A 26898-nucleotide genomic window follows, 5' to 3' on the forward strand; every position below is an offset into this window, starting at 1 on the left:
TTCTTTTTTTTAAACCCCCCGGGGCGGTTCCCCCCCGCCCCCCCCCCGGGCGGGGCGGCGCGCTTCCCGCCCCGGGGGGGGGGGGGGGGCCCCCCCGCCCCCCCCCCCCCCGCTCCCCTCCGGTCCCCCCTCGGGCCCTCGGGTCAGGAGCGCCCGCGCCGGGCGACGGCGACGGCTCCGCCGCCGGCGACCAGCAGCACGATGGCACCGCCCGCGATGTACGGCGTCATCGAGTTCCCCCCGGTCTCCGCGAGGTCCGCCTTGGCGGCGGGCTCGGAGATCGGCTTCGCGGCGCCGCCCTGGGGCTTGACGTCGTCGGCCGCCTTGGCCGGGGGCTTCTGTGCGGGCGCCGCTTCGGGCGTCTCGCAGGTCGCGCCGGCGAGGGTCACAGTGCCCTCCACCTCCGCCACGTTCAGCTTGAGCGGGTTGACGGACACCTTCAGTTCGAGCGCCGAGGCAGCAGCCGTACGGGATGTGGTGTGCGTCTTCGAGAGGTCGAGCCGGACCTCGCCGACACCCGGGACCTTCACCTCGGTGGTGCCGCCCGCCGAGAGGGTCACCTTCTTGCCGAGGACCGTGACGGCGCCCAGGACGTTCGACTCGGCGACGGGCCGCTTGCCCGTCTCGCAGACCGCCTTCGACGTGACCTGGCCGACCTCGATGAGCGAGAGCAGCGGCAGGCCCGGGATGTGGACCTTGGCGTGGGCGAGGTTGCTGTACCCCTCCGCCTTGTGGTCGTCGACGGTGGCCTTCGCGGTGGCCACGTCCGCCCGCAGGACGCTGAACGGCTGCCCGCCGTCGACGCCGTCCAGCTTGACGGTGAGGGCGGTCTTCTCGGCACTGGCGGGGGCCTGCACCTCGTTGAGCGTGGCCGTGAGCGGGACGTTCACGGTCTTGTTGAGCAGGGAGACATTCAGTCCGGTGCGCAGGACGACGGCGCCGGACTTGCCGCCGTGGCCGCCCGTCGCGTGCGCGGTGCCCGCGGTGGCGAGCAGCGCCGGAGCGACGGCCAGGGCCGTGGCGGCGGCCGACGCGGCGAGGCGGCGTCCGGGCGTGCGGAAGGTGGTGCTGGGCATGCTGATGGGACCCCCACGAGAGAAATGGAGCCGTCGGCCCCGCCCCGCCATGGGGGACATCGCTGGGGCTTGCGCCGTCGGCCTCGATGAAGGGATCTTTACGCACCGAGAGTGAACGGTCAGCAACCTGACGTGAGTTCACTCCAAAGTGAGGTTTCCGAGCTGGTCTTCGAATCTTTGAGCTCGGTTGTTCGCCTGTTCCTCTGTTTTCCCTCTGCTGCCCCTCTGTTGTCACCCGGCGACCGCCGCGTGTCGAACGCGCCGGTCGGCCGCGCGGGCGCACACGAATGATGCGTAACGAGCGGGCGGGCCGCCGCGTCACGTTCCGTCAACCCGCCTCCGCCCGCGGCCGGTTCAGCCCACGATGCGGCCGCGCAGCACCACGCGCCGGGGCGAGGCGAGCACCCGTACGTCGGCGCGGGGGTCCGACTCGTAGACCACGAGGTCGGCCGAGGCGCCCTCCTCCAGGCCGGGGCGGCCGAGCCAGGCGCGGGCGCCCCACGCCGTCGCGGAGAGCGCGTCCACGGCCGGGAGTCCGGCCTTGAGCAGTTCGGCGACCTCCCCGGCGACCAGGCCGTGCGCGAGCGAACCGCCCGCGTCGGTGCCGACGTAGACCGGCACCCCCGCGTCGTACGCCGCTCGCACGGTGTCGTAGCGACGCTCGTGCAGGCGGTTCAGATGGGCGGACCAGCGGGGGAACTTGCTCTCGCCGGCCGCGGCGATCTGCGGGAACGTGGCGATGTTGACGAGGGTCGGGACGATCGCGACGCCGCGCTCGGCGAACAGCGGGATGGTGTCCTCGGTGAGGCCCGTCGCGTGCTCGATGCAGTCGATGCCCGCCTCGACGAGGTCGCGCAGCGAGTCCTCGGCGAAGCAGTGGGCCGTGACGCGGGCGCCCAGCCGGTGCGCCTCCGCGATGGCGGCCTCGACCTCCTCGCGGGGCCAGCACGCGGTCAGATCGCCCGCGTCCCGGTCGATCCAGTCGCCGACCAGCTTCACCCAGCCGTCGCCGCGCTTCGCCTCCCGGGCCACGTAGGCGACCAGCTCGGGCGGCTCGATCTCGTGGGCGTAGTTGCGGATGTACCGGCGGGTGCGGGCGATGTGCCGCCCGGCCCGGATGATCCTGGGCAGGTCCTCGCGGTCGTCGATCCAGCGGGTGTCCGAGGGAGAGCCCGCGTCGCGGATCAGGAGCGTGCCGGCCTCGCGGTCGGTGAGGGCCTGCTTCTCGGCGACGTCGGCGGGCACCGGGCCGTGCGTGTCCAGGCCGACATGGCAGTGCGCGTCGACGAGTCCGGGCATGGCCCACCCGTCGACGGTGGTGATGTCGAGGCCGGGCCCGGCCGGCCGGTCGTACGCCACCCGCCCGCCGACGACCCACAGCTCGTCCCGGACGTCGTCGGGCCCGACGAGAACCCGCCCCTTCACGTGCAGCACCGTGCGCTCACTCATGTCGGAAGCCTATGAGGCCGGTGGGTACGCTCGGAACGGCAGCCCGCCGTACGAACTCGTGAACGAAGATCACGGGCGACGTGAGCGCAGAGAGCGAAGAGAGCACGATCGTGACCCACCCTTTTCTTGACCTGGCCCCCCTGAGCGCCGAGCACTTCGCCTCCATCGAGCGGCGCGTGGCCGGGCTGCTCGACACCTCGCAGGACGTCGTGATCATGCAAGGCGAGGCGCTGCTGCCCCTCGAGGGCGCGATCCGCGGCACCGCCCGCCCCGGCACCGTGGCCCTGAACATCGTCACCGGCCCCTACGGCCAGACCTTCGGCGACTGGCTGCGGGACAGCGGGGCGACGGTGTACGACCTGGCAGTCCCCTTCCACACTGCCGTGACGGCCGAGCAGGTGCGCGACGCGCTCGCCGAGCACCCCGAGACCGACTTCGTCTCGCTCGTGCACGCGGAGGCCGCGACGGGCAACACGAACCCGGTCGCCGAGATCGGCGAGGTGGTGCGGGAGCACGGCGCGCTCTTCTACCTGGACGCGGTCGCGTCGATCGCCGCCGAGCCGGTCCTTCCCGACGCCTGGGGCGTGGACCTGTGCGTGATCGGCGCGCAGAAGGCCATGGGCGGCCCGGCGGGCGTCTCCGCGGTGTCCGTCAGCGCGCGGGCGTGGGAGCGGATGGAGTCCAACCCGCAGGCGCCGCGCCACTCCTACCTGTCGCTGCTCGACTGGAAGCACCGCTGGATCGACGGCGGGCGCAAGGCGCTGCTGCACGCGCCCGCACAGCTGGAGATGCTCGCCCTGGAGGCGTGCGTCGAGCGCATCGAGGCGGAGGGCCTCGACGCCCTGATGGCCCGTCACGCCGGTGCGGCCGCGGCCACGCGGGCGGGCGCGCTCGCGCTGGGCGGCGGCATCGAGCCGTACGTGTACGAGGCGCGGGACGCGGCCCCGGTGGCGACGACGCTGCGCGCCCCGGCGGGGATCGACGCCTCGGAGCTGGTCGCGCGAGCGCTTGCGGTGGACCCGGTGCTGCCGCTGGTGGCCGGGGGCGGGCCACTCGCCAAGGAGATGATCCGCGTCAACCACTACGGCCCGCAGGCCACCCGGGGCGTCGTGCAGTCCTCGCTCGCGGCGCTCGGCGGTGCGCTCGCCGAGATGGAGGGGTCCGGCGCGCCGGTGGACCTGGAGGGCGCGCGCAGGGCCGTCGCCGCGGCCTGGGTGTAACCCCTGTAGTCCCGCGACTTCACAAAGTGAGGCGCCGCCCCTTCAATGGGGTGGCGCCTTCTTTTGTTTTCCGAGTCAATTCTCGCGCATTTCTCAGCACAGCTTCCCATATTCTTCTGCCCGCTTTCCGAGGACGTAAACACTAAGATTTCAACAACGGGAAACGGCGTAATTCGGACGCGTCTCGCGCGGGTTTCGCGCTTGTGACGCACTCCACACCGAAGGTGATTTGCGCACTTCATCCCGGTCAAATCGGAAGATAGCGCCGAGATTTCGCGTGCGCGCCCCCACCCGCGCGATAACACAGAAGGAGCGTTTACGTAACCCTTGCTCGCGATGCAATCCCAGAAATTGCTCGGTAAATTGAATTCACATGACCGCGCAATTCCTGGAAATGCCCGAGAGCCTGCGGATCGACCGGCCCGAGGTGGCCGACGGAGCCGCAATCTGGCGCATCGCCCGCGACTCGAAGGTGCTCGACCTCAACTCCTCGTACAGCTATCTGCTGTGGTGCCGGGACTTCGCCGCCACGTCCGTCGTGGCGCGGGACTCCGCCGGCTCCGTCGCCGGATTCATCACCGGGTACATCCGGCCGGAGAACCCGCGCACCCTCGTGGTGTGGCAGGTGGCCGTCGACCATGCGCACCGGGGGCGCGGTCTGGCCGGGGCACTGCTCGACGGCCTCTGGGCGAAGGTCGCCGCCGACCGCGCGACGACCGTGCTCGAGACGACGATCTCGCCCGACAACACCGCCTCGCAACGCCTGTTCGCCTCGTTCGCGCGCCGCAACGGCGCGGAGGTCGCACAGACGGTGCTGTTCGACGCGGGCCTCTTCCCGGACGACGGGCACGAGCCCGAGGTGCTCCACCGCATCGGGCCGATCGTCTGACCCACGACCGGCCCCCCATCACTTCTCTGCAGCGCAAGACCGCAGACCGCACGACTGCTTGACCTCTTCCACGCCATCCCCCACTCCCATCTCCCAGGAGATTCGCTGTGACCATCACCCAGCCGGACCTGAGCGTCTTCGAGACCCTTGAGTCGGAGGTGCGCAGCTACTGCCGCGGTTGGCCCACCATCTTCGACCGGGCGCAGGGCAGCCGTATGTTCGACGAGGACGGCCACGAGTACCTCGACTTCTTCGCGGGCGCGGGATCGCTCAACTACGGGCACAACAACCCGGTCCTCAAACGCGCCCTGATCGACTACCTGGAGCGGGACGGCGTCACGCACGGGCTCGACATGTCGACGACGGCGAAGCGCGCCTTCCTGGAGTCGTTCCAGAACATCATCCTGCGCCCGCGTGACCTGCCGTACAAGGTCATGTTCCCGGGCCCGACGGGCACCAACGCCGTCGAGTCGGCGCTGAAGCTGGCCCGCAAGGTCAAGGGCCGCGAGTCGATCGTGTCGTTCACGAACGCCTTCCACGGCATGTCGCTCGGCTCGCTCGCGGTGACCGGCAACGCCTTCAAACGCGCGGGCGCCGGCATCCCGCTGGTGCACGGCACCCCGATGCCGTTCGACAACTACCTCGACGGGCAGACCCCGGACTTCATCTGGTTCGAGCGCCTCCTGGAGGACTCCGGCTCGGGCCTGAACACGCCCGCCGCCGTGATCGTCGAGACGGTGCAGGGCGAAGGCGGCATCAACGTCGCCCGCACGGAGTGGCTGCGCAAGCTGGCCGATGTCTGCGAGCGCTGGGACATGCTCCTGATCGTCGACGACATCCAGATGGGCTGCGGCCGCACCGGTGCGTTCTTCTCCTTCGAGGAGGCGGGCATCACACCGGACATCGTGACCGTTTCGAAGTCCATCAGCGGGTACGGGCTCCCCATGTCCCTGTGCCTGTTCAAGCCGGAGCTCGACGTCTGGGAGCCGGGCGAGCACAACGGCACGTTCCGCGGCAACAACCCCGCGTTCGTGACGGCCGCCGCCGCCCTCGAGGCGTACTGGACCGACGGCCCCGCCATGGAGAAGCAGACGCTCGCCCGCGGCCAGCAGATCGAGGAGGCCCTCGGCGCTCTTCGCGACGAGTTCCGCGACGACACCGTCGAGTACCGCGGACGCGGCCTGGTGTGGGGCCTGGAATTCCGCGACAAGGACCGGGCGAACAAGGTCGCCAAGCGCGCCTTCGAGCTCGGTCTGCTCATCGAGACCTCCGGCCCCGAGAGCGAGGTCGTCAAGCTGCTTCCGGCGCTGACGATCACGCCCGAGGAGCTGGAAGAGGGACTGCGCACGCTCACCCGGGCCGTGCGCGAGACCGCCTGACTTCCGCTCAAGCGGGCAGGCGCCCCCTCACCACGTAGAAGAGAAAGGCAGCAACTCACCGTGATCGTCCGTTCGTTCAAGGAGATCGAGAACACCGACCGGCATGTGAAGTCGGCGACCGGCACCTGGGAGAGCAAGCGCATCGTCCTTGCCAAGGAGAAGGTCGGCTTCTCACTGCACGAGACGATCCTCTACGCGGGCACGGAGACCGACATGTGGTACGCCAACCACATCGAGGCCGTGCTGTGCGTCGAGGGCGAGGCCGAGCTCACCAACAAGGAGACCGGCGAGAAGCACTGGATCGAGCCGGGCACGATGTACCTCCTGAACGGCCATGAGCGCCACACCCTGCGCCCCAAGACCGACTTCCGCTGCGTGTGCGTGTTCAACCCTCCCGTGACCGGACGGGAGGACCACGACGAGAACGGCGTCTACCCGCTGCTGACCGAGGAGGCCTGACCCTTATGAGCACGGAGACACGTACCGACCTCTACCCGACCCGCGGCGTCTCCGAGGTGGCGACGCCCCGCGTCGACCCCGTCGTCTGGTCCCCGCCGGGCGCACGCGGTCCGATCCGCCAGTCGGACCTCGAGGGCTTCGAGCGGGACGGCTTCCTCGCGATCGAGGAGCTGATCGGTCCGGACGAGATCGGCACGTACCAGGCCGAGTTGAACCGGCTGATCACGGATCCGGCGGTCAAGGCCGACGAGCGTTCCATCGTCGAGCCCACGTCGCAGGACGTGCGGTCCGTCTTCGAGGTCCACAGGATCAGCGAGGTGTTCGCGCAACTGGTGCACGACGAGCGGGTCGTGGGCCGGGCACGGCAGATCCTCGGCTCGGACGTGTACGTCCACCAGTCGCGGATCAACGTGAAGCCGGGCTTCGGGGCGAGTGGCTTCTACTGGCACTCGGACTTCGAGACCTGGCACGCGGAGGACGGCCTGCCGAACATGCGGACCGTGTCCGTCTCGATCGCGCTGACCGAGAACTACGACACCAACGGCGGCTTGATGATCATGCCGGGGTCGCACAGGACGTTCTTGGGCTGCGCGGGCGAGACGCCGCGGGACAACTACAAGAAGTCCCTCCAGATGCAGGACGCGGGCACGCCGTCGGACGAGGCGCTGACCAAGTTCGCCGACCGGCACGGCATCCGCCTGTTCACGGGCAGCGCGGGCTCGGCGACGTGGTTCGACTGCAACGCCATGCACGGCTCCGGGGACAACATCACCCCGTACCCGCGCTCGAACGTCTTCGTCGTGTTCAACAGCGTGGAGAACGCCGCGGTGGAGCCGTTCGCGGCTCCGGTGCGGCGGCCGGAGTTCATCGGGGCGAGGGACTTCAGTCCGGTGAAGTGACCTTCGTACACGCGTAGTCGGGGCGGCTTCCTGTCGGGAGCCGCCTTGACTCGCGAATCCGGAGGGGGTCAGGCGGTCAGCGCCGGGTAGTCCGTGTAACCCTTCGCGTCGCCGCCGAAGAACGTGGCCGGGTCCGGGGTGTTGTAAGGGCCCTGCGTCTTCAGGCGGGCGGGCAGGTCGGGGTTGGCGAGGAACAGCGCGCCGAACGTGATGATGTCGGCGATGCCGTCCTCGATCACGGAGAGGTCGCCGTGCCCGGTGGGCCCGTCACTGAGGACGTTAAGGACGAAGGTGCCCGAGAACTGCTTGCGCAGCGCCAGCGTCAGCTCGCGGATGTCGGAGCTCTCGAGGACGTGCAGGTAGGAGATGCCGAGCGGCTCGATCTCCTTGACCAGCGCGGTATACGTCGGCGCCGGGTCGCTCTCCTCGATGGAGTTGTACGGGTTCCCGGGCGAGATCCGCAGCCCGGTCCGCTCGGCACCGATCTCGGCGACGACGGCCTTGACGACCTCGACGGCGAAACGGATGCGGTTCTCCACGCTGCCGCCCCACTCGTCGTCACGCAGATTGGTGTTGGGCGCGAGGAACTGGTGGATGAGGTAGCCGTTGGCACCGTGCAACTCGACGCCGTCGAAGCCGGCCTCGATCGCGTTGCGGGCGGCGGTGGCGTAGTCGGCGATGGTGGCGCGGATCTCGTCGCCGGCCAGTGCCCGCGGCGTGGTGAAGTCCTTCATGCCCTCATGCGTGAAGCCCTGGCCCGCCGGGGCGACCGGGGACGGGGCGACCGGGGTCTCCCCCTCGGGCAGCAGCACCGGGTGACTGATCCGGCCCGCGTGCATGATCTGGGCGTAGATCGTGCCGCCCTCGGCGTGCACGGCGTCGGTGACCTTGCGCCAGGAGGCGATCTGCTCGTCGCTGTGCAGTCCCGGGGTCCACGCGTAGCCCTGCCCGACGGCGGACGGCTGGATGCCCTCCGTGATGATCAGGCCGGCCGAGGCGCGCTGCGCGTAGTACTCGGTGGTCAGGTCGGTGGCGGTGCCGCCCTCGCCGGCCCGGCTGCGGGTCATCGGGGCCATGGCGATGCGGTTGGCGAGCTGGACGCCGGAGAGGTCGATCGGGTCGAAGGCGGTGGTCATGGCTACTCCATCCAAGGGCGGGCAAGGCAATGCCGACCAATATGTGGTCGGCCAATTAATCGAGCCGCGTGCCACTGTAACCCATTCATTGGCCGACCAAGGTAATCTCTACGTGAAGAGACCGAACCCCCGTGGAGAGACCGGACTCCACGGCGAGGCCGGAACCGATCAGGAGTCGCCATGACGGACGAGCCGCCTTGTAGTGAGCACCTGCCCGAAGCCGCCCGCTGCGGTCCCGTCAGCCATGCGCTCTCCCGCGTGGCGCGGCTGCACCGGATCACCGCGGGCAAGCTGCTGCGCGGGCTGGGCCTCTACCCGGGGCAGGAGTTCCTGATGATGCACCTGTGGGACAAGGGGCCCGTGCGTCAGTCGGAGCTCATCAAGGCGGTCGACCTGGACCCGTCCACGGTGACGAAGATGCTCCAGCGGCTCGAACAGGCCGGCCACGTACGCCGGTCCCCCGACCCGCGCGACCGGCGGGCCGTGCTCGTGGAGACGACGGACGCCAGCTGCGGCCTGCTCGGCGACGTCCAGGGCAAGTGGGGCGACCTGGAGGACCACACGCTGCGCGGCCTCGACAAGGAGGAGCGGACCGAACTCCTGCGGCTGCTCGCCAAGGTCGAGGCGAACCTGTGCGCCGATCCGGCGAGCTGCCCGGAGGCGGACCCGGTCGACGGGTGATCTCGCCCTAGCGGGCGGGCCGGGCCGGTCTGAAGGGCTCAGCCCAACGGTTCAGCCCGAAAGCGCCTCAAGGAGCCGGTCGACGTCGGACTCCGTGTTGTACAGGTGGAAGGCCGCCCGCAGGTTGCCCGCGCGGTCGGAGACCTCGATGCCGGCCCGGCTCAGTTCCGGCTGCCGTACGCCGAGCCCCGGGACGGAGACCACGGGTGAACCCGGCGCCGGCACGGGCGCGTGGCCGAGCGTGGCCAGGCCCGCGCGGAAGCGGTCGGCCAGGGTGAGGTCATGGGCGCGGATCGCGTCGACGCCGAGTTCCTCGACGAGCGCCAGGGAGTGCCGCGCGCCCGCGTACGAGAACAGGCTGGGGCTCTCGTCGAACCTCCGTGCGGAGTGCGCGAGCTCCTCTACGGGCCCGTAGCAGCTGTCCCAAGGGCGCTCGCCCGCGACCCAGCCCGCGAAGACCGCGCTGAGCGAGCCCAGGTCCTCGGGGACGACGAAGAAGGTCACGCCGCGCGGGCACAGCAGCCACTTGAAGGCGACGGCGGACGTGTAGTCCTGCGCGTCCGCGTCGACGGGCAGCCAGCCCGCCGCCTGGGAGCAGTCGATGTAGGTGCGGGCGCCGTGGGCGCGGGCCGCCTCGCGGATCGCGGGCAGGTCGGCGACGCGTCCGTCGGCGGACTGGGCCGCGCTGACGGCGACCAGCGCCGTGCCGGGGCGCACGGCGTCGGCGATCGCCTCCAGGGGCGCGGTGCGGACCTTGAGGTCGCCGCGTACGTGGAAGGGGTTCACGGTGGAGCTGAAGTCGTTCTGCGCGGTGAGGACCTCGGCGCCCGACGGGAGCGAGGCGGCGATGAGTCCGGTGTAGACGGCGACCGAGGCGCCGGCCGCCACCCGGGCCGCCGGGACGCCGGCGATCCGGGCGAAGGCGGCGCGGGCGGCCTCGACGTCCGCGAACATGTCGGCGGGCCGGCCGGCCGCGACGGAGGCGACCGCGTCGCTCATGGCCGCCACCGCGCGGGACGGGAGCAGCCCGGTGCTCGCGGTGTTCAGATAGGTGGTGACGGGTGCGAACTCGGCGCGCACGAGCGCGTGATCGAGAGTCTCCATGAGTCCACTGTGCCGCCTCGCCAACTGTCGGTCCATTGCGAGTTGTTGAGCAGTACCCCTAAGCGTCTCTTATAAGTGCTGCTCCCGCGGTTCACTGCCGCTCCCGCGGTATGTGTCAGTTCTGCGGGACCGCACATCCGTCCGGGCCACACGCCTCGGCGTCGCCGCTGTCGATGACCTGGAGCGGCGGGCGGCTGTCCCACGCCTGCTCCAGGGCCTGGGCGAAGACCTCGGCGGGCTGGGCGCCGGAGACGCCGTACTTGCGGTCGAGGACGAAGAAGGGCACGCCGTTCGCGCCGAGCTCGGCGGCCTCGCGCTCGTCGGCGCGCACGTCGTCGGCGTACCGGGCGGGGTCGGCGAGGACGGCGCGGGCCTCGTCGGCGTCGAGACCGGCCTCGGCGGCGAGGCCGGTCAGGTACTCGTCGGCGTCGGCGAAGACGGACCGCTCCTCGGCGAAGTTCGCCCGGTACAGGAGGCCGATCAGCTCGTCCTGGCGGCCCTGCTCCTTCGCGAAGTGGAGGAGGCGGTGCATGTCGAAGGTGTTGCCGTGGTCGCGGCCCTCGGTGAGGTAGGCGAGGCCCTCGGAGGCGGCGTTCTCGCCGAGGTTGCGCTCGGCGGCCTGCGCCTGGTCCTCGGTCATGCCGTACTTCTGCGCGAGCATCGGGATGACGAGCCCGCTGTCGCCCTTGGCGCGCGTCGGGTCGAGCTCGAAGGAGCGGTGGACCACCTCGACGCCGTCACGGTGCGGGAAGGCGGCCAGCGCCTTCTCGAAGCGGGCCTTGCCGACGTAGCACCAGGGGCAGGCTATGTCGGACCAGATCTCGACGCGCATGGGGGTCACTCCAGATTCGTACGGCGCAGGGGGTGCCCTGCGCCCCCTTTCAACGCGCGCCTTCGGTGCCTCATTCCCCGGGCCGGGCGGTCAGGTGCAGCCGCATCCGCAGGTGGCTGCCGCCCTCGTCGCCGTATCCCTCGTCGGTCCAGCCCTGGCGGGCGTAGAACGCCTGGGCGCGCGTGTTGTCGCCGTGCACGTCCAGATACGCCTGCTCGACGCCGTCCGCGTGCCACTCCTCGACGCAGGCGGCGTGCAGCTCGGCGCCGACGCCGCGGCGCCAGAGGTCGGGGCTGACGTGGAACTGGAACAGCTTGACCGCCTCCTTCGGCTCACCGTCGGGCGTGCGGAAGGAGGCGAGGCCGGCGAGCGCGCCCTCCCGTACGGAGACCAGGACGTGCGAGCGAGGGCGGGTTATCGCCTCCACCCACACCTGCTCCCAGTCGGTGCCGTCGTCCGGCAGACCGTCGGGGTAGTACGTGGCGCGGGCGCGCAGGTGCAGGGCGGCGATGGCCGGGGCGTCCGCGGGGACGGCTGTTCTGATCACGCCGGGAAAGACGTCCTCCCCGGCTCCCGGGTTCCCGCGCCCCCGGCTTTCCGGGGTGTCAGGAACCGTCGCGCAGGCCCTGCGGCCAGCTCGGGCGGAATTCGATGTCCTCGTACGTGACGACGCAGCCGTCGCCGACCGGGGCCTGCGCCATGAAGCCGACCAGGGCGGCGCCCGCGGACTCCTCGTCGCCCAGCGAGAAGATCCGGACGAAGGTCCACTTCTCGCCGTCCGGCGAGGCGTGGAAGGCGAACGCCGAACCGGTGCGGCTGATGCGCAGCCACACCGTGCTGCCGCCCACGACGAACGCGTTCGCGTCGTCGGAGCGGCCGCGCGTGACGACGGTGCAGACGGTCGGCTCGTCGGGCGAGCGCTCCAGGCACAACTTGGCCCACTCGCGCTCGCCGACGTGCAGATAGAGCACGCCCGCGTCGAAGGCGGCGGTGAAGCCGACCGTGACCCGGGCGAGCAGCTGGAAGTCGCCCTTCGGCGCCCCGAGCAGGCGGGGCGCGTCGGACGCCGGGTCCAGGGCCGTGCCGGTGGGCGGCACGAAGCGGTCCTGGCGGGGTCCGGCCCAGCCGGTGAGCGCCCCGTCCTCGTACGACCAGTGCCCGTCGGGGCCGTAGGTGCGCAGCGGGAACGGGAGTTCGGGGAGTTCGATGTCCATCAGGTCAGTTTTCCAGGTGACGAGCGGCGGGCGTGTTCAGAGTTCCTGACGGCCTTCGTAGCGGCGCGGCAGACCCAGCGGGTTGTCGTCGCGCAGCTCCGGCGGCAGGAGCGCCTCGGGGGTGTTCTGGTACGCGACCGGACGCAGCCAGCGCTCGACGGCGGTGCCGCCCACGGACGTCGAGGTGGACGTCGTGGCCGGGTACGGGCCGCCGTGGTGCTGGGCGGGGGCGACGGCGACACCGGTGGGCCAGCCGTTGACCAGGACGCGGCCCGCGAGCGGGGTGAGCTCGGCGAGGATCTCGGCGCCGCGTCCCTGGCCCGCGGCCTCGCCCTCGGACAGGTGGACGGTGGCCGAGAGGTTGCCGGGCAGCCGCGAGAGCACGGAGGTGACCTCGGCGTCGTCCTCGTAGCGGGCGACGACCGTGACCGGCCCGAAGCACTCCTCCAGGAGGAGGTCGTGGTCGCCGCCGTCGGTGGCCAGGCGCTGGGCCGGGACGGTGAGGAAGCCGGGGCTGACGGTGTGCTCGCTGCCCGCGCCCGGGGTCACGGGGGCGTCCACGTCGGGCAGCTCCGCGCGCTCGGCGACGCCCGCGACGAAGTTGTCGCGCATGCGGTGATCGAGGAGCACACCCGCGTCGGTGTCGCTGACGGCGTCGGTGAGGGACTTGACGAGGCGGTCGCCGTCGGCGCCGGTGGGCGCGAAGACGAGGCCGGGCTTCACGCAGAACTGGCCGACGCCGAGCGTCATCGAGCCCGCGAGCCCGGCGCCGATCTGCTCGGCACGCTCGGCCGCGGCCTCGGCCGTGATGACCACGGGGTTGAGGGAGCCGAGTTCGCCGTGGAAGGGGATCGGCACGGGGCGGGCGGCCGCCGCGTCGAAGAGGGCGCGCCCGCCCCGTACGGAGCCGGTGAATCCGGCGGCCGAGACCAGCGGGTGCTTGACGAGCTCGACGCCCGCCTCGAAGCCGTGGACCAGGCCGAGGACGCCCTCCGGGATGCCGTGCTGGGCGGCGGCCCTGCGCAGCACAGAGGCGACCAGTTCGGAGGTGGCGGGGTGGTCGGGGTGGGCCTTGACGACGACGGGGCAGCCCGCGGCGAGCGCGCTCGCGGTGTCGCCGCCGGGCACGGAGAAGGCGAACGGGAAGTTCGACGCCGAGTAGACGGCGACGACGCCCAGCGGCACCTTGTAGCGGCGCAGGTCCGGGATCGGCGGGGTCGCCGAGTCGTCGGGGTGGTCGATGACGATGCCCAGGAAGGCGCCCTCGTCGACGATGTCCGCAAAGGCGCGCAACTGGTAGCTGGTGCGGGCGAGTTCACCGGTGAGGCGGACGGGACCGAGCGCGGTCTCCGCGTCCGCGGCCTCCACCAGGTGCCCCTTGGAGGCGTCGAGGAGCTCGGCGGCGCTGCGCAGGAAGGCGGCGCGCACGGTGCGGTCCGCGAGGGCGCCCGTGGCGGCGCGCGCGGCGCGGACCGCCTGGTCCACCTCTTCGGCTGTGGCTTCCACCGCAACCTGCTCCCGCTGCTTCCCGGTTCGGGGGTCGACACTCCAGACTGGTGCTGCTGCCACCGCGGGTTCCTCCAGATTTGTGCCGCTCACCTGACGACGAACAGCAGCTGTTCGATATGCTGAACGCTGTCCCTGATGATGAATACGCTACGGACTCAGGACACTAATTCTGGTCGAACGAAGGGGTCAAGGGAATGTCGGCAGGTGAGACGGGCGGCGGGGCGCAGGTCAAGTCCGCGGTACGGACCGTGGAATTGCTCGAATACTTCGCGGGCCGGCCCGGAATGCACTCCCTGGCTGCCGTCCAGGAAGCGGTCGGCTACCCCAAGTCCAGCCTCTACATGCTCCTTCGCACGCTCGTCGAGCTCGGCTGGGTGGAGACGGACGCGACGGGCACGCGGTACGGCATCGGCGTACGCGCCCTGCTCGTCGGTACGTCGTACATCGACGGCGACGAGGTGGTGGCCGCGGCCCGCCCCACCCTCGACCGGCTCTCCGACGACACCACGGAGACGATCCACCTGGCGCGCCTCGACGGCACGAACGTCGTCTATCTGGCCACGCGCCAGTCGCAGCACTATCTGCGGCCCTTCACCCGCGTCGGCCGCCGGCTGCCCGCGCACTCCACGTCCCTCGGCAAGGCGCTCCTCGCGACCCACACCGACGAGCAGGTCCGCAAGATGCTCCCCGAGACGCTCCCGGCGCTCACCGAGCACACCATCACCGACCGCGAGAAGCTCATCGAGGAGCTGCACGCGGTGCGCGAGCAGGGCATCGCGGTGGACCGCGAGGAGAACACCCTGGGCCTCCGCTGCTTCGGCGTCGCGATCCCGTACCGCACGCCGGCGCGCGACGCGATCAGCTGCTCGGTGCCGGTGGCGCGCCTGACCCCCGCGCACGAGCAGATGGTGAAGGACGCGCTGTTCGACGCCCGCGACCGGCTGACCCTGGCGACGCGGAGGCTCTGATGGAGGTCGCGCTGCGTGCCGTCGAGGAGGGCGACGTCCGCGTCTTCTTCCGGCACATGAACGACCCGGAGGCGGCCCGCGTCGCCGCGTTCGTCTCCCCCAGGGGGTCCGACTGGGGCCACTTCGAGGCGCACTGGAAGCGGATCTGTTCGTCGTCCGACGTGGTGCGCGCCGTCGTCGCCGACGGCGAACTCGTGGGGAGCGCAGCCGTGTACGGGGAGCCGGGTGATCTCCAGGTCACGTACTGGATCGACCGCGCGCACTGGGGGCGCGGACTCGCCACGGCGGCGCTCCGCGCGCTGCTCGCCGAGGTCCCGGAGCGCCCGCTGCACGCTCGCGCCGCGACCGACAACATCGGCTCGCTGCGCGTCCTGGAGAAGTGCGGTTTCCGCGTCACCGGCCAGGATTCGGACTTCGCCCACGCGCGCGGGAAGGAAATTCCCGAGTACGTGCTGGCACTCGACGCGTAAGCGGTACCCGGCGGGTGTCCCGTGCGCCTGCGGCGGCCGCGCTCTCCCCCGTGCGGCGGAGGCGGATCGGCTGTGGGCACGACGTGCGGGCGCGGACGGCGCGGGAGCGTGGGGGCATGACACAGACAGCCGCTCCCGCCTCCCGTACCGCTCCCCGGCCGGCACTGCGCAGTGGCAGGCTCAGGCGCGTGCTGCGGGCGGTCGCCGTGGTGTCGTGCCTGCCGTACCTCACGCTCAAGATCGCCTGGATCGGCGGGAGTCACATCGGGATCCCCGAGGGCAGCCCGCTGCTCGACCACCGGGCCTCGATGGCCGCCGCCAACAGCGTGACCGTGCTCATGGACGGCGCCGTGATCGTCCTCGCGCTGCTTCTGACCCAGCCGTGGGGGCGGCGTGTCCCGGCCCGGCTCCTCGTGTTCCCGATGTGGGTGGCGACCGGGCTGCTCGCCCCGATCATGACCGGGTACCCGCTCCAGCTGCTGGTCAGGGCCTTTGGCGGCTCCGTGAACCACGGCGGGTCCAAGGACGGCCCCTTCCTCGACGAGTGGGTGTTCGGGGTCGTCTACACCGGCTTCATCCTCCAAGGGCTCGCCCTCGGCACCCTGTTCGCCCTGTACGCGCGCGACCGCTGGGGCCACACGTGGCGCGGCCCGGTCCGGGAGCTGCCGCGTCCCCCGGCCGACGCCGCCCGCCGGACCCTGGCGGTCGCCGCCGCGGTGCTCGCCCTGTTCCCCCTGACCCTGCACCTGCTGTGGGCGTGCGGCGCGACCACGGGCCTCAACTCCGCCCGGATCGCGGACCGTTCAAGCGACTTCTACGTCCTCGAGGCGACGGATGTGGCCTTCCTGGCCGCCGCCGTGCTCGGCGCGGCGGTCCTCGCCTTCCGGCGCGGCGGCGGCCTGCCGGTGAAGCTGCCGCTGGCCCTCGCGTGGCTCGGCTCCGGGGCCTCGGCCTGCTGGGGCGGCTGGCTCGCGCTCGCCTCCCTCGCCGGCGTCGACGACATCACGCGGCGGCCGACACCGGTCATGAACCTCACCTACGCTGCCCAGATGATCGTCGGGATCCTGGTCGTCGCCGTCGGCGTCCGCTTCCTCGCGGGCCGCGCGGAGCGACGTACGGCGTCATGAGGGGTTTCTGGAGCGCCCTGTTCGGGCGGCGGGCGCGCCGGCGGTGGATCCATCTGATCCTCGGCGGCGCACTCGCCATGCCGTACGTCCTGGTGGGTTCGGTCGTCATCGGGCCGCTCACCGGCGTGAGCGACGTCTTCACCTCGCTGACGCTCCAACTCGGCGCGTTCGCCGTGGGGTTGCCGCTCGCCGCGGTCACCGCTCTGTTCCCGCTGACCCGGCCGATCTCGGTGGCGGCGGTGCGCGCACTGTGCGGGGTGCCGGCCGACGCGCTCGCCGACGGGCCGCCCCGGAGCCGCGCCGCGCGGGGGCGGACCGTCGCCTGGTTCACGCTGCACCTCGGGTTCGGCGGGGTACTCAGCGGGATGACGCTCGCGCTGCCCCCGTTCGCGGTGACGCTGATGGCACTTCCCCTGTTCGCCGGGCTACGCGACTCGGCCCTCGCACTGCCCGAAGTCCTGCACCATGCCTGGGCGTTGGCGCTCGCCCCCGTCGCGGGCGCGGCGATGCTCGTGGCGCTCGCGGGCTGCGCCGCGGTGGCCGGCGCCCTCCTGGCGCGGTGGGCGCCCGTGCTCCTCGGGCCGACCCCGGCGGACCGGCTCGCCGTGGCCGAGCGCCGCGCCGCCGACCTCGCCGTGCGCAACCGGCTCGCGCGCGAGCTGCACGACTCGGTGGGCCACGCCCTGAGCGCGGTCACCCTCCAGGCGAGCGCGGCCCGCCGCGTCCTCGACCACGACCCGGAGTTCGCCCGTGAGGCCCTCGCGGCGATCGAGGACACCACGCGGCGCACGGTGGGCGAACTCGACGCCGTACTGGGCGTGTTGCGGGAGGCGGGCGACCCTGCGTCCACGGCGCCCGCGCCGACCCTCGCCGCCGACCTGGACGGGCTGCTGAGCCGCACGCGGGCCGGCGGCCTGCGCGTACAGGCGGATGTCGTGGCCCTCGACCCGGCCGCACTGCCGCCGCCGGTGTCCCGCGAGGCGTACCGGATCGTGCAGGAGGTGCTGAGCAACGCGCTGCGGCACGCGGGCACGTCCCTCACGCTGCGCCTCGCGCGCGACGGCGACGACCTGCTCATCACCGCCGAGAACCCGCTGCCGCCGCACCCGCCGCGCACCCGCCCCGGCGGCGGCCACGGGCTGCGCGGCATCGCGGACCGGGCCCGGCTGCTGGGCGGCACCACTGAGGCAGGCCCCGAGTGCGGGTCCTGGCGCGTGACCGTACGGCTGCCCCTGAGCGCATGACATGAGAGGAACCTCCCCATGACCGCGATCCGTGTCGTCCTCGCCGACGACGAGCGCATGGTGCGCACCGCCCTGCGCGCCATCCTGTCCGCCGAGGACGGCATCGAGGTCGTGGGCGAGGCCGCGACCGGCGCCGAGGCGGTGTCCGTGGTGCGCGAGCTGGCGCCCGACGTGGTCCTCATGGACGTCCGGATGCCGGAGATCGACGGCATTCGCGCCACGGAACAGATCCTCGGGTCGACGGCCGCTCCCCCGCGCATCGTCGTGGTCACCACCTTCGAGAACGACGCGTACGTGTACGAGGCGCTGCGCGCCGGGGCCGCGGGGTTCCTCCTCAAGCGCGCCGAGGCGGACGCGCTCGTGCAGGCGGTGCGCCTCGTCGCACAGACGGACTCCCTGCTGTTCCCCGCGGCCGTGCGCGCCCTCGCCGCGGAGTACGGGCGCGCCGAGCCCGCGGCGGCCGCCTGGGTGACGCGGCTCACGGGCCGCGAGAGCGAGGTGCTGCGGCACCTGGCGGCGGGCCTGACCAACGCGGAGATCGCGCGGCGGATGGGGGTGGGCCCCGCCACGGTGAAGACGCATGTGGCGGCGGTCCTCGCGAAGACCGGGGCCCGGGACCGTACACAGGCCGTTATCGCGGCGTACGAGGGCGGCTTCATGAAGGCGTGAGCCTCATCGCGAGGGGCGTCTTCCGCCGGGGCGTGACGAGGATCTCTTGATGAGGATCCGCTGAGAAACCGGGCCGGAACGGAACGATTCGCTCTCGTCCGCTCGTCTTCTGTGCGGGATGAACAAGACGATCAGACGCGCCTCGGTCTTCTGTCTGCTCCTCGTGCTCGCTCTGCTGGTGAGGGCGACGTGGGTGCAGTTCTACGACGGCCGGGCCCTCGCGGACAACAAGAACAACCGGCGGAACGTGATGGAGCAGTACGCGTATCCCCTGGGCGACATCATCGTGGGCGGCGAGGCGGTCACCGGTTCGAAGAGAACGGGCGACGGCAGCGACCTCGCGTACAAGCGCACGTACAAGGACGGCGATCTCTATGCGGGTGTGACGGGCTTCAGCTCGCAGGTGTACGGCCAGACGCAGCTCGAGGGCATCTACCAGGACATCCTTGACGGGACGGACACCCGGCTCAAGAACCCCGTCGACGCGGTCACCGGCAAGCACACCGAGCCCGGTGACGTGGTCACGACCATCGACCCGGCGGTGCAGAAGGCCGCGTACCGCACGCTCGGCGACAAGAAGGGCGCGGCCGTCGCGATCGATCCGAAGACCGGGAAGGTGCTCGGCCTCGTCTCGACGCCGTCGTTCGACCCGTCGAAGATCAGCGGCTCGGACTCGTCCACGGACGGCAAGGCGTGGACGGCGCTGTCGAAGGACAAGGACCAGCCGACGCTGAACCGCGCGATCAAGCAGGCGCTGCCGCCCGGATCCACGTTCAAGCTGGTCGTCGCGGCGGCCGCGCTGGAGGACGGGCTGTACTCGTCGGTGGACGCGAAGACCGACAGCCCGAATCCGTTCCGCCTGCCGGGCACGACCACCGACCTGAAGAACGAGAGCGCGTCCGCGCCCTGCGAGGACGCCTCGATCCGCACGGCGCTGCGTTACTCCTGCAACAACGTCTTCGGGAAGATCGCCGTCGACCTGGGCCAGGACAAGGTCAGGGCGATGGCCGAGAAGTTCGGCTTCAACGACGCCGAGCAGGACATGCCGGTCCGGGCCTCGCAGAGCGTGTACCCGAAGGACATGGACAAGGCGCAGACCGGCCTGTCGGGCATCGGCCAGTTCGACGTGACGGCGACGCCGCTGCAGATGGCGATGGTCTCGGCGACGATCGCCAACGGCGGCGAGCAGGCATCCCCGCACATGGTCTCGCAGGTCACGGACGCCGACGGCAACGCGATCAAGAGCTTCGCCGACGGCGACAACACGCGCGTGGTCAGCAAGTCCACGGCCTCGCAGCTCCAGTCGGCGATGGAGACGGTCGTGGAGCAGGGCACCGGTACGAACGCGCAGATCGCGGGCGCGACGGTGGGCGGCAAGACGGGCACGGCCCAGCACGGCGAGAACAACAGCAAGACGCCGTACGCCTGGTTCACGTCGTACGCGAAGGACGACTCCACCGGTAAGGAGGTCGCGGTGGCGGTCGTGGTGGAGCAGTCGGACGCGGCCCGCTCGGAGGTGAGCGGCAACGGTCTGGCAGCGCCGATCGCGAAGGCGATGATGTCGGCGGCGCTCAAGGGGTAGGCGGGCTCGGCGAGGGGCCAAAACCGGTGTTCCGGCCCCTCGCCATGAAGGCCCTAGCGGCGCCGGCCGCGTACCGCCCAGTTGGTCACCAGCACTCCCACCAGCAGGCCCACCGCGAGACCGACGCCGAAGCCTGTGCCGGTCCTCGCCGCCAGCACGGCAGCGGCGACGAGGACCAGGACGCCACCCATGAGTACGCAGCCGCGCCGGCGCCCCGGGAACGTGGGGCGCCACGGGACCGGCGGCGGTTCGGGTGGCGCGGGCGCCGGGCCGGCGCCGACCGCCTTCTCACGCTTGAACCACGCGTACACGACCCAGCTGCCGCACGGCTCCCAGCCGTCGGGCGCGAGCCGCTCGTCGAGGCGTTCGCCGCCCCCGGTGATCAGCTCGCGCCGGTACTCCCAGCGCCGCGGCCGCTCCGGGTCACGGTGGCTGACGAAGCGGCCGAGCGGGTCGACCCGCTCGACCTCCCAGCCCTCGTCGCCGAAGCGGTTCAGGAGGTGCTCGTCGACATACGTGTCGGCGAGCCAGCGCCAGGTCTCCAGGTGTTCGTCGGCTGCGGACGTCCCGGACGGGGCGAGGCGCCGGGCGAACGCGTCGACCGGACCGAACGCCTCCTGCGGGTCGGCTCCCCCGGCCTGCGCCAGATACTCCGCGAGATCGGCGACCGTGGCGGCGACATGGTCCGGCGGAAGCCCGTGCGCCTCGCGCAGCAGCTCCGCGAGGCGGTCGAGATAGCCGGTCATCGCACCACGGTAGATCACCGGATCACGCCTACCTGACGCCGAGCAGTTGCTCCAAGGGGTCGATCGCGAAGTACACGAGGAAGAGGGCGGAGGCGCCCCAGAGCAGCCAGTGCACTTCACGCGCCTTGCCGACGACGGTCTTGATGACGACGTACGTGAGGAAGCCGACGCCGATGCCGTTCGTGATCGAGTACGTGAACGGCATCACGGCGATGGTCAGGAACGCCGGCACCGCGATGTCGTAACGGTCCCAGTCGATGTGCTTGACCTGCGTCATCATCAGGAAGCCGACCGCGACGAGGGCGGGGGCCGCGGCCTGGAGCGGCACGATGGTCAGGAGCGGGGACAGGAAGAGGGCGAGCGCGAAGAGGCCGCCCGTGACGAGGTTGGCGAATCCGGTGCGGGCGCCTTCGCCGACACCGGCCGCGGACTCGATGTAGGTGGTCGAGGAGGAGGCGGAGGCCGCGCCGCCCGCGACGGCGGCGGCACCGTCGATGAGCAACACCCGTCCCAGATTGGGAACTTGACCCTTCTCGTCCAGCAGCCCGGCTTCGGCGGTGATACCCACCACCGTGCCCATCGTGTCGAAGAAGTCCGACAGGATGAGGGTGAAGACGAGCAGGATCACGGTGAGCGCGCCGGTTCTGCCGAACGCGCCGAAGAGGCTGAAGTCGCCGAGCAGCCCGAAGTCGGGCGCGGCGAACACGTCGTCCGGGATCTCGGGCGTGGTCAGTCCCCAACTCTTCACATCGGCGACGGAGTTGATGATGACGGACACGACCGTCATCACGACGATGCTGATGAGGATGGCGCCCTTCACCTTGCGCGCCAGCAGGCCGATGGTCAGCAGCACGCCGAGGCAGAAGACGAGGACGGGCCAGCCGGAGAGGGTACCCGTGCCGCCGAGCTGCACCGGCACGGTGGACTGCGCGATGTCCGGGATCCGGGTCACGAACCCGGCGTCGACGAAGCCGATGAAGGCGATGAACAGCCCGATGCCGACACTGATGGCCTGTTTCAGCGGCTGGGGTATCGCGCGCATGACGGCCTCGCGCAGCCCGGTGACGACGAGGACGCAGATCAGCAGGCCCTCCAGGACGATGAGCCCCATCGCGTCCGGCCAGCTCATCAGCGGGGCTATCTGGAAGGCGACGACGGCGTTGAGGCCGAGGCCCGCCGCGAGGGCGAGCGGCAGATTGCCGCCGACGCCCATGATGACGGTCATCACGGCGGCCACGAGGGCGGTGGCGGTGACGAGTTCGGCCCCGTCGAGCTGGTGCCCGAACTTGTCCTTCGCGCTGCCCAGGATGATCGGGTTCAGGACAAGGATGTAGGCCATGGTGAAGAACGTGGCGAATCCGCCGCGCACTTCGCGGGAGTACGTGGATCCACGCGCGGTGATGCGGAAGTAACGGTCCAACGGGGCGAGCATGACGGGCTCCTCGGGTCAGCCGTGCCAAGTGGTGGCTGGATTGTTCCCCCGAGGAGCCCGTTTCAGGTTTTCGCAGTGTTACGGAATGCGGGTGCGGGTGGGTGTGCTCACTCGACGAAGTACGTCGGGTTCGGGAACTTGTAGGTCCGGTCGGCGTGGCCGCCCTCGAGGTCCGAGTACTGGTCGCCGAAATTGGCGACGACGTCGTAGCCGAGGGACTCGATGTGCTTGCGGGTGCCGGACTTGTACTGCACGGTGGTGCAGTTCCAGGCGCTCGCGGTGGCGCAACCGCTCAGGTAGGCGGGCGGGTTGGTCTTGTCCTTGAGGAACATGTGGGCGGCGTCGAGGTTGACGCCGATGCCGACCTTCTTGAGGTTCTCCACGGCGGACGCGCGCTGCGCCTCGCCCAGACCGGAGTTGTAGAAGACCTCGACACCCTTCTTCTGCGCGTACGCGATGAGGTCCGGTGTCCCGATCACGGCGGGCCGGTTCGCCTTGGCGACGTACTCCTTCCACGTGGCGTCGTTGTAGACGTAGTTGGTCTTCTTCTCGTAGTCGAGGCTGAGGAGAAGGGTGTCGTCGATGTCGAAGACGATGGCGGGCTTGTCGCCCTTGTGGTGATGACCGGCGGCGGCCTTGGCGATCTGCTTCTTGGCCCCGGCCTCGATGTCGGCGAGGTCCTGGGCGTACTGGCTGGACGGCGACGCCTGGTAGACGCCGTCCTTGTCGAGGGCGGTCCCGTAATAGGAGTCGATCTCCTTGACGAGCTGCCCGATGTTGTGGGGCTCGGCGGTGGTCCGCGCGGACTCTCCACCGGCGTTCGCGACACCGGTGCCGTAGAGGGCGGCACCGGCGAGGGCACAGGATGCGGCGGCAACAGCCGCGACGCGTAGGGGCTTCTGCATGACACGCTTTCTACGCGCGTCACACACTCCGGCGCGACCACTGTTGCCCGATCGATACCTGCCCCGGCCAACCGCACCCCTGCCCCGCCTCCACCCCCCTTGATCCATTACCCCCGCGTGAAACTCACATGACTCCCCCTTGAACCGGCCCGCCTAAGGTCATGAGTCGGCGGCCTTCAGATCCGCCCTCCCCTCACCTCTCTCCGCCCGACCGAGGATGCCTGAGAAACCGTGTATGCAACCGAGGAATTCACCCTCGCCGCCGGGGTCCACGCACCCTCGCCCGTGCTTCTTGCCGTCTTTGCCCTTGGTGGGCTCGTCGCCCTCTGGTGTGGGGTGAGTTGGGCGTTCGACGTGCGGGGGATCACCACCCGCCGGTCCGAGCGGATTCGGCAGAAGAACGCGGACACCTGGGCGGCGATGGGTCGCCTCGACGCGTCACCCACCGTTTTCGCCACGCCCGGATACCTCCGGTTCCTGGGCGCGCTCATGGCGTTCGCCGGGCTCGTCCTGCTGGCCGTCTCGTACGCCCTCTGGCACCTGAACTGATTTATCGTCAGGCAGTCGGCTTCCAGTTCGGGTCCCGGCCGCTCAGACCCACCGTCCGGTCGAGCAGGGTCGCGGAGTCCGCCACCTGGACCACCGGGCCGAAGATGTCGGGGCGGGGCCCCTCGGCGGACTGGAGCAGGAAGGCGTGGGCCGCTTGCAACGCCGCCTCGTCGGGGGCGTATTCCTGACCCGTGGCCTTCGCCAAGTCCCAGCTGTGCACGACGAGTTCGTCCAGGGCGACGAACGCTGCCACCGCGCCGGGCAGGTCGACCCCGCCGGCGCGGGTCATCCCCTGCCAGGCCTCCGGGTCGCTCCAGACCTCCGCGAGTTCGTCCAGCGCCTTGGCCAGCGCCTCGCGCCAGCCGTCCGTGATGTCGGGCAGGAGGGCCGTGGGGCTCGTGTCCGTCGTCGGCCCCAGGTTCTTGCGTCCGGCGTCGCCGAAGGCGACGGTCAGTCCGAGGATGTGCCCGAGCAGGTTGCGCACCGCGTACTCCGGACACGGGGTGGCAAGGCCCAGCTGGTCCTCGCCCACGCCGTCCGCGAGGCGCGCCACGATCCGCGTCTGCGGGCCGAAGTCCACCATCTGCTGCGCCGTCTGGTCGGTCGCGTCGGTCATGCCGTCTCCTTGTTTCAGGACTCGCGATGTCAGGACTCGCATTGCGTACTCACCTGTAGACCCCGGCACCGCCCGGAATTCATCGCCGTACCTGCCTACGGCATCCTCCCGATCCCGCGCCGGGGGCCTTAGGGCCACGATGACCTGGCATGACGTCCACTTCTACCGCCACACGGGGCGGCTTCCGGCTTCTCCTGGCCGGCATCGTCGTCTCCGGGTTCGGGACCTCCGCCATGTGGCTGGCCGCCGGGATCTGGGTGAAGGATCTGACCGGCTCGGACAGCCTGGCCGCGCTGTGCTCCTTCGCGCTGTGGGCGCCCGCGCTCGCCGGGCCCCTGCTCGGCACGGTCGCCGACCGCACCCGGCGACGGCCGCTCCTCGTCGCCGCGAATCTGGGCCTCGGGCTGCTGCTCCTGTCGCTGCTCGCCGTCGACTCCGCCGGGACTCTGTGGATCCTGTTCGCGGTCCTCGTGGCCTACGGGGCGTGCGGCGTCGTCACCGACGCGGCCGAGGCCGCCCTCGTACCGGCCGTCGTCGGCAGGGAGTCGCTCGGTGACTTCAACGGGCTGCGGATGACGGCCAACGAGGGCATGAAACTGGTCGCACCGCTCGCGGGGGCGGGCCTCTTCGCGGTGTACGGGGGCGCGGGCGTGGTCCTGCTCGACGCCGCGACCTTCGCCGCCGCGGCCGCGCTGTATGCGCGGCTCCGGGCCCGGGAGTCCGCGCCCGCCCGCCGGGCCGCGGGTGTGCGGACCCGCACCGCGGAGGGCGTGCGCGCGCTGTGGCGGCAGGAGCGGCTGCGCCCCCTCGTCCTTGCCGCCGCGGCCACCATGCTCCTGGCGGGCCTCAACGGCGCCGCGCTCTACGCGGTCGTCGACGGCGGCCTCAGCCGCTCCCCCTCCTACGCGGGCGTCCTGTACGCCGTGCAGGGCGCCGGTTCGGTCGCGGCCGGGCTCACCGCGGGAGGGCTGCTGCGGCGGCTCGGCGAACGCCGGTTCGCGGCGGCGGGCATCGGCCTGTTCGCGGCCGGCGCGGGCCTGCGCGCGCTCCCGTACGACGCGGTGGCGCTCGGGTGCAGCGCCGCGATCGGCATGGGCCTGCCGTGCGTCCTGATCGCGGCGCTCACGGCGGTCCAGCGCGAGATCCCGGACGCGCTCGTCGGCCGCGCGGTGGCGACCGCGAACACACTGATGTTCGCGCCGAACGCGGTGGCCCTGGCGATGGGCGCGGGCCTCATCACGGTCGTGGACCACCGCGTCCTGCTGGCGCTGCTCGGCGCGGCCGGACTCGCGCTCGCGTGCGCTACTGCACGCCGGCCCAGCGCTTGACGGTGGCGACGGCCTTGGCCTGTTCGTCCGCGGGCAGCTTGGCGATGGACGCGCCGTGGTTGGAGCCGGGCACGACGTAGCGGTACGAGTCGTGCCTGCTCGGGGTGAACTTCTCGGCGCTCCACGGGTCGTTCTGCCCGTACACGAACATCATCCGCTCGCCCCGCGTCTTGACCCACTTGTCGACGCCGGAGATCGCGGAGCCGTCGTAGGTGCCGCGCATCGCGGCGGGCAGGACCGAGTTGGGCTGGTAGATGTCCGGGTAGTGGCGGACGTCCTTGAGGTGCTTGAACTTGAGATCGGCCCAGCCGAGTTGGGTGGCGGCCTGCCGGTAGTAGGGCCCGGTGCCGTTCGTGCCGAGGGTCTCGTCCTGGTAGACGCTGAAGCCGTGCCCCTTCGACCATGTGTAGAGCTCGTCATCGGTGGCCTTCTTGGCGTCGGGCACGGTCGGGCAGTCGTCGATCGTGCCGCTCTGCCAGAAGTTCCACACCTGGTCGAGCACGGCGAACTCGTAAGCCCTGTCGGTGGTTCCGAGGGTCTCCTCGAACGTGTCACCGGCCGCCGCCGCGTCGGCTTCGAACTTGGGGATGAGGGCGTCGCGGCGCACCAGCATCTCTCGCTGCACGGCGTTCAGGGCGGCACGGCACTCGGGCGTGCCGACCGTCCTGAAGAAGTTCTCGTAGCCGCTGTCGTCCTTGTTGTCGGCGTCGTTCGGGGCGACGAACGCGACGACGGCGTCGAGGTCCTTCGGGTAGAAGCGCTCGTGGAACGTGGCGGTCATGCCGCCCTTGCTGCCGCCCGTGCCGAGCCACTTGCCCTTCTCGATGGTGCGCAGGGCCTGTGTGACGCGGTGCTCGTCGCTGGACTCCTGCCAGACCGTGAGCTTGGACCAGTCGTCGCCCGCCGCGCCCTTGGGGCGGGACTCGGCGAAGTAGCGGTGCTCGATGGACACCTGGTTGGCATCGAGCAGCTTGGTGATCTCGCGGGTGCTGGAGGAGAGCGTGTAGCCGCCGGTGTAGAAGACGGTGGGCTTGGCGGCCGCCTTGTGCCAGAGCGTGAGGCGCTGCGTGAACGTGCCGGCCTTCGGGTTGCTGTGGTCGACCGGCTGCGCGTACGTGAGCGTATAGAAGGGGTAGCCCTCCTTGTCGGTCACCGAGACGACCGACATGCCCGGGATGGCCGCCAACTGGGCTTGTATGTCCTCCCGTTGGGCGACGACACCGGCCACGTCCCCCTGCGCCGCCGCCGCGGGAACCGTCCCTCCGAGCACCGCCGCGCCCGCCATCACCCCCGCGCACAGCAGCGCGGCTGCCCCCTGACTCCGAACCTGTCTGCGACCCTGGCCCCGCCCCTGGTTACGCACGCGCACCTCGTGTCCCCTCCGTAGGAAGCGTCGATTGTGGTGCGCGGATGGT

Annotated in this window: 27 protein-coding genes; 14 read left to right on the top strand and 13 right to left on the bottom strand. The window is 71.1% G+C overall.

What is annotated here, in order from left to right:
* Positions 1-143 precede the first annotated feature (143 nt).
* Both ACWFR4_RS00275 and ACWFR4_RS00280 read right to left on the bottom strand, forming a co-directional pair.
* The gene (locus ACWFR4_RS00275) at positions 144-1076 is read right to left on the bottom strand and encodes an SCO1860 family LAETG-anchored protein (protein ID WP_453650015.1); all 933 of its coding nucleotides are present in this window, start codon (positions 1074-1076) and stop codon (positions 144-146) included.
* Between the two features lie 354 nt (positions 1077-1430).
* Positions 1431-2525 carry an amidohydrolase family protein gene (locus ACWFR4_RS00280; protein ID WP_453460179.1) on the bottom strand — a complete coding sequence of 365 codons (1095 nt, stop codon included), beginning with the start codon at positions 2523-2525 and terminating at the stop codon, positions 1431-1433.
* Positions 2526-2635: 110 nt separating this feature from the next.
* Between ACWFR4_RS00280 and ACWFR4_RS00285 the strand changes: the two genes are divergently transcribed.
* The 5 genes from ACWFR4_RS00285 (at position 2636) to thpD (ending at position 7371) form a co-directional block, all read left to right on the top strand.
* Positions 2636-3745, top strand: coding sequence for a pyridoxal-phosphate-dependent aminotransferase family protein (locus tag ACWFR4_RS00285; RefSeq protein WP_453650624.1), 1110 nt, complete (start codon positions 2636-2638; stop codon positions 3743-3745).
* Positions 3746-4139: 394 nt separating this feature from the next.
* Positions 4140-4634, top strand: coding sequence for a diaminobutyrate acetyltransferase (gene ectA, locus ACWFR4_RS00290; RefSeq protein ID WP_382997343.1), 495 nt, complete (start codon positions 4140-4142; stop codon positions 4632-4634).
* A 107-nt stretch (positions 4635-4741) separates the two neighbouring features.
* Positions 4742-6013, top strand: a complete 1272-nt coding sequence (gene ectB / locus ACWFR4_RS00295; RefSeq protein ID WP_453460181.1) for a diaminobutyrate--2-oxoglutarate transaminase — start codon at positions 4742-4744, stop codon at positions 6011-6013.
* Positions 6014-6073: 60 nt separating this feature from the next.
* Complete coding sequence (locus tag ACWFR4_RS00300) at positions 6074-6472, top strand: ectoine synthase (RefSeq protein ID WP_100592467.1); 399 nt, start codon at positions 6074-6076, stop codon at positions 6470-6472.
* Between the two features lie 5 nt (positions 6473-6477).
* Positions 6478-7371 carry an ectoine hydroxylase gene (gene thpD, locus ACWFR4_RS00305; RefSeq protein WP_453460183.1) on the top strand — a complete coding sequence of 298 codons (894 nt, stop codon included), beginning with the start codon at positions 6478-6480 and terminating at the stop codon, positions 7369-7371.
* A 68-nt stretch (positions 7372-7439) separates the two neighbouring features.
* On the opposite strand, the gene ACWFR4_RS00310 is transcribed toward thpD, so the two are convergent.
* A complete protein-coding gene (locus ACWFR4_RS00310) occupies positions 7440-8507 on the bottom strand; it encodes an alkene reductase (protein WP_453460186.1) in 1068 nt (355 codons plus the stop codon).
* 180 nt (positions 8508-8687) lie between these two features.
* Here ACWFR4_RS00310 and ACWFR4_RS00315 point away from each other — a divergent pair, with 180 nt between their 5' ends.
* Positions 8688-9188 (top strand): MarR family winged helix-turn-helix transcriptional regulator, encoded by a 501-nt coding sequence (locus tag ACWFR4_RS00315; protein WP_453460189.1) that lies wholly within the window; start codon positions 8688-8690, stop codon positions 9186-9188.
* A gap of 51 nt (positions 9189-9239) precedes the next feature.
* Here ACWFR4_RS00315 and ACWFR4_RS00320 read toward each other — a convergent pair whose 3' ends face one another.
* The 5 genes from ACWFR4_RS00320 to ACWFR4_RS00340 form a co-directional block, all read right to left on the bottom strand.
* The gene (locus ACWFR4_RS00320; protein WP_453460192.1) at positions 9240-10292 is read right to left on the bottom strand and encodes an aminotransferase class V-fold PLP-dependent enzyme; all 1053 of its coding nucleotides are present in this window, start codon (positions 10290-10292) and stop codon (positions 9240-9242) included.
* A gap of 115 nt (positions 10293-10407) precedes the next feature.
* Positions 10408-11124: a DsbA family oxidoreductase gene (locus tag ACWFR4_RS00325; RefSeq protein ID WP_453460195.1), complete on the bottom strand. Its 717-nt coding sequence runs from the start codon at positions 11122-11124 to the stop codon at positions 10408-10410.
* Positions 11125-11194: 70 nt separating this feature from the next.
* The gene (locus ACWFR4_RS00330) at positions 11195-11671 is read right to left on the bottom strand and encodes an N-acetyltransferase family protein (protein ID WP_453650017.1); all 477 of its coding nucleotides are present in this window, start codon (positions 11669-11671) and stop codon (positions 11195-11197) included.
* Between the two features lie 58 nt (positions 11672-11729).
* Positions 11730-12338 (bottom strand): DUF1349 domain-containing protein, encoded by a 609-nt coding sequence (locus tag ACWFR4_RS00335; RefSeq protein ID WP_266565699.1) that lies wholly within the window; start codon positions 12336-12338, stop codon positions 11730-11732.
* A 36-nt stretch (positions 12339-12374) separates the two neighbouring features.
* Positions 12375-13907, bottom strand: a complete 1533-nt coding sequence (locus ACWFR4_RS00340) for an aldehyde dehydrogenase (NADP(+)) (protein ID WP_453460199.1) — start codon at positions 13905-13907, stop codon at positions 12375-12377.
* A 134-nt stretch (positions 13908-14041) separates the two neighbouring features.
* Here ACWFR4_RS00340 and ACWFR4_RS00345 point away from each other — a divergent pair, with 134 nt between their 5' ends.
* The 6 genes from ACWFR4_RS00345 (at position 14042) to ACWFR4_RS00370 (ending at position 19907) form a co-directional block, all read left to right on the top strand.
* Positions 14042-14815 carry an IclR family transcriptional regulator gene (locus tag ACWFR4_RS00345; RefSeq protein WP_116502788.1) on the top strand — a complete coding sequence of 258 codons (774 nt, stop codon included), beginning with the start codon at positions 14042-14044 and terminating at the stop codon, positions 14813-14815.
* Positions 14815-15285, top strand: a complete 471-nt coding sequence (locus tag ACWFR4_RS00350; protein ID WP_453460202.1) for a GNAT family N-acetyltransferase — start codon at positions 14815-14817, stop codon at positions 15283-15285. The genes ACWFR4_RS00345 and ACWFR4_RS00350 overlap by 1 nt, the downstream gene beginning before the upstream one ends.
* 116 nt (positions 15286-15401) lie before the next feature.
* Complete coding sequence (locus ACWFR4_RS00355) at positions 15402-16412, top strand: hypothetical protein (protein ID WP_453650019.1); 1011 nt, start codon at positions 15402-15404, stop codon at positions 16410-16412.
* On the top strand, positions 16409-17656 hold the full coding sequence (locus ACWFR4_RS00360) for a sensor histidine kinase (protein WP_453650021.1): 1248 nt from the start codon (positions 16409-16411) through the stop codon (positions 17654-17656). The genes ACWFR4_RS00355 and ACWFR4_RS00360 overlap by 4 nt, the downstream gene beginning before the upstream one ends.
* Positions 17657-17674: 18 nt before the next feature.
* Positions 17675-18325, top strand: coding sequence for a response regulator transcription factor (locus ACWFR4_RS00365; RefSeq protein ID WP_453460210.1), 651 nt, complete (start codon positions 17675-17677; stop codon positions 18323-18325).
* Between the two features lie 118 nt (positions 18326-18443).
* Complete coding sequence (locus ACWFR4_RS00370; protein WP_453650023.1) at positions 18444-19907, top strand: penicillin-binding transpeptidase domain-containing protein; 1464 nt, start codon at positions 18444-18446, stop codon at positions 19905-19907.
* A gap of 53 nt (positions 19908-19960) precedes the next feature.
* On the opposite strand, the gene ACWFR4_RS00375 is transcribed toward ACWFR4_RS00370, so the two are convergent.
* From ACWFR4_RS00375 to ACWFR4_RS00385, 3 genes are all read right to left on the bottom strand, one after another.
* Positions 19961-20653, bottom strand: a complete 693-nt coding sequence (locus ACWFR4_RS00375) for a hypothetical protein (RefSeq protein ID WP_453460214.1) — start codon at positions 20651-20653, stop codon at positions 19961-19963.
* Between the two features lie 28 nt (positions 20654-20681).
* Positions 20682-22085: an NCS2 family permease gene (locus tag ACWFR4_RS00380; protein ID WP_453460217.1), complete on the bottom strand. Its 1404-nt coding sequence runs from the start codon at positions 22083-22085 to the stop codon at positions 20682-20684.
* Between the two features lie 107 nt (positions 22086-22192).
* Positions 22193-22990, bottom strand: coding sequence for an HAD family acid phosphatase (locus ACWFR4_RS00385; RefSeq protein WP_453650025.1), 798 nt, complete (start codon positions 22988-22990; stop codon positions 22193-22195).
* 231 nt (positions 22991-23221) lie between these two features.
* Here ACWFR4_RS00385 and ACWFR4_RS00390 point away from each other — a divergent pair, with 231 nt between their 5' ends.
* On the top strand, positions 23222-23539 hold the full coding sequence (locus tag ACWFR4_RS00390; protein WP_453650027.1) for a hypothetical protein: 318 nt from the start codon (positions 23222-23224) through the stop codon (positions 23537-23539).
* Positions 23540-23546: 7 nt separating this feature from the next.
* Here the strand turns inward: ACWFR4_RS00390 and ACWFR4_RS00395 are convergent, their stop codons facing one another.
* Complete coding sequence (locus ACWFR4_RS00395) at positions 23547-24155, bottom strand: TIGR03086 family metal-binding protein (RefSeq protein WP_453650029.1); 609 nt, start codon at positions 24153-24155, stop codon at positions 23547-23549.
* A gap of 149 nt (positions 24156-24304) precedes the next feature.
* Between ACWFR4_RS00395 and ACWFR4_RS00400 the strand changes: the two genes are divergently transcribed.
* A complete protein-coding gene (locus tag ACWFR4_RS00400) occupies positions 24305-25483 on the top strand; it encodes an MFS transporter (protein ID WP_453650031.1) in 1179 nt (392 codons plus the stop codon).
* Here ACWFR4_RS00400 and ACWFR4_RS00405 read toward each other — a convergent pair.
* Positions 25458-26852, bottom strand: coding sequence for a S28 family serine protease (locus ACWFR4_RS00405; protein WP_453650033.1), 1395 nt, complete (start codon positions 26850-26852; stop codon positions 25458-25460). The two genes, ACWFR4_RS00400 and ACWFR4_RS00405, sit on opposite strands and share 26 nt — an antisense overlap.
* Positions 26853-26898 lie beyond the last annotated feature (46 nt).

The organism is Streptomyces sp. NPDC055140 (assembly GCF_053607285.1).